Source organism: Ideonella azotifigens (assembly GCF_006519715.1).
GTDB lineage: Bacteria > Pseudomonadota > Gammaproteobacteria > Burkholderiales > Burkholderiaceae_C > Ideonella > Ideonella azotifigens.
The window spans coordinates 1-2,095 of record NZ_VIDT01000836.1 but is presented as its reverse complement, the minus strand read 5'-3'; the positions used below and the strand labels follow the sequence as shown (position 1 = coordinate 2,095).

4 protein-coding genes are annotated in these 2,095 nt (G+C 68.2%); 3 read left to right on the top strand and 1 reads right to left on the bottom strand.

Annotated elements, in window-relative coordinates:
* Positions 1 to 517, bottom strand: a 517-nt coding sequence (locus FKP22_RS28260) for a hypothetical protein (RefSeq protein ID WP_211361630.1), incomplete at its 3' end; no start/stop codon positions are given.
* A gap of 19 nt (positions 518 to 536) precedes the next feature.
* Here FKP22_RS28260 and FKP22_RS28255 point away from each other — a divergent pair.
* The 3 genes from FKP22_RS28255 to FKP22_RS28245 all read left to right on the top strand — a co-directional run.
* On the top strand, positions 537 to 797 hold the full coding sequence (locus tag FKP22_RS28255) for an NfeD family protein (RefSeq protein WP_141291404.1): 261 nt from the start codon (positions 537 to 539) through the stop codon (positions 795 to 797).
* An 8-nt stretch (positions 798 to 805) separates the two neighbouring features.
* Positions 806 to 1,756: an SPFH domain-containing protein gene (locus tag FKP22_RS28250; RefSeq protein ID WP_141291402.1), complete on the top strand. Its 951-nt coding sequence runs from the start codon at positions 806 to 808 to the stop codon at positions 1,754 to 1,756.
* Between the two features lie 4 nt (positions 1,757 to 1,760).
* The coding region (locus FKP22_RS28245) for a 5'-nucleotidase (RefSeq protein WP_141291400.1) at positions 1,761 to 2,095 on the top strand (335 nt) is incomplete at its 3' end.

Below are 2,095 nucleotides of genomic sequence, written 5' to 3'. Positions count from 1 at the left end.
GCCAGGCCGGGCTGCTGCCGGGCTGGCTGTGCAGCGCCAGCTGGGACTGCAGCGTCATCGCGCCTTCGGTCAGCAGGCTGGCAGCGCCACTGAGCTGGAAGCGGTCGCTGTCGAGCTGGGCGATGGCGATCTGGTGCTGGCTGCCACCCTTGGCGCCCAGATGCAGCTTGGCCTGCAGGTTGCGCAGCAGCGGCAGGGTGTCGACCTGCAGGCTGGCCACGCGCAGCTCGTCCACCAGCAACTGCACCGGCAGCCGCAGGTTCTTGGGCGCACCGCTGGGCGGGGTGGCCGGGGTCGCGGCGGTTTTCGAGTGCCACTGGGCGCTGCGGGCGCTCAGGTGCTTCATTGCAATGCCGGCCCAGGCCTGCGCATCGGGCCGCCAGGTCCAGCGCAGGCCGTCCAGCGAAACCTGCTCCATCACCAGTTCGCCGGCGCCCAGCGTCAGCGTGAGGCGATCGGCGGTCAGCGCATCGCCGCCCAGCGCGCCGCGCCAGTTGTCCAGCTTCAGGCCGGGCACCTGGGTCAGCAGCCAGTAGGTGCCAGGTTCGCTGCGCCACAGCCAGCCCAGGCCGCTGCCCTCGCACAACCGCGATGTCAACCTCGACATCGGCAACCAGGTCCAGGTCGATGCCTGGGGCGCCGACCGCAGCGCCCGCGTGAACTACCGCGGCACCCAGTGGCAGGCCAGGCTGGCCGAAGGGGCGCATGCCGCCCCCGGCCCACACCGCATCAGCGCCGTCGAAGCCAACTGGCTGGTGCTCAGCCCGCTGCCCGCGGCGGCAACCCCAACCCTCTGAAAGCGCCCATGGAAATCGCACTCGTGCTGGCCGTCGTGGCCATCGTCTTCATCATCAAGACCATCAAGATCGTGCCGCAGCAGAACGCCTGGGTGGTCGAAAAACTCGGCAAGTACGACCGCACGCTGACCCCTGGGCTGGCCTTCGTCACGCCCTTCATCGAGAAGGTCGCCTACAAGCACTCCCTCAAAGAGGTTCCTCTTGATGTGCCAAGCCAGGTCTGCATCACAAAGGACAACACCCAGCTGCAGGTCGACGGCATCATCTACTTCCAGGTGACCGACCCGATGCGCGCCAGCTATGGTTCCAGCAACTACATCTTCGCCATCACCCAGCTGGCGCAGACGCTGCTGCGCTCGGTGATCGGCAAGATGGAACTGGACAAGACCTTCGAGGAACGCGACCACATCAACCTCGCGGTCGTCGCCTCGCTGGACGAGGCCGCGGCCAACTGGGGCGTGAAGGTGCTGCGCTACGAGATCAAGGACCTGACGCCGCCAGCCGCCATCCTGCATTCGATGCAGGCGCAGATCACCGCCGAGCGCGAGAAGCGCGCGCTGATCGCCGCCTCCGAAGGCCGCAAGCAGGAGCAGATCAACATTGCCACCGGCGAGCGCGAGGCCTTCATCGCCCGCTCCGAGGGCCAGCGCCAGGCCGAGATCAACAAGGCCCAGGGCGAGGCCGCCGCCATCGTCGCGGTGGCCGAGGCCACCGCCAAGGCCATCCGCCAGGTGGCCGAAGCCATCCAGTCGCCCGGCGGCGAGCAGGCGGTGCAGCTGAAGGTGGCGGAGAAGGCGGTCGAGGCCTATGCCCAGCTGGCGCAGAAGAACAACACGATGATCGTGCCCGGCAACATGAGCGAAGTGGCAGGCCTGATCGGCACCGCGATGGCGCTGATGAAGCAGCCGCCCAAAGACACGACACCCCGCCCGCCGTCCACCGTGACCGGACTGCGCTGAGCCCATGCCGGCCTCCCTCGACAACCGCCTCGTCGTCGCGATCTCTTCCCGCGCGCTGTTCGACTTCGAGCAGGAAAACCAGGTCTTCGAGGACGGCGACGACCGCGCCTACATGGACCTGCAGCTCAAGCTGCTGGACCAGCCAGCCGCGCACGGCGTGGCCTTTTCGCTGGTGCAGAAGCTGCTGGACTTCAACCGTGGCGCGCAGCCGCTGGTGGAGGTGGTGATCCTGTCGCGCAACGACCCGGCCTCGGGGCTGCGCGTGTTCCGCTCGGCGCAGCACTACGGCCTGGGCATTGAGCGCGGTGCCTTCACCCGCGGCGCCAGTCCCTGGCGCTA

What these genes read in the sequence shown, in the direction of transcription:
- FKP22_RS28250 (WP_141291402.1), top strand. Translation starts at nt 806, where the DNA reads ATGGAAATCGCACTCGTGCTGGCCGTCGTGGCCATCGTCTTCATCATC.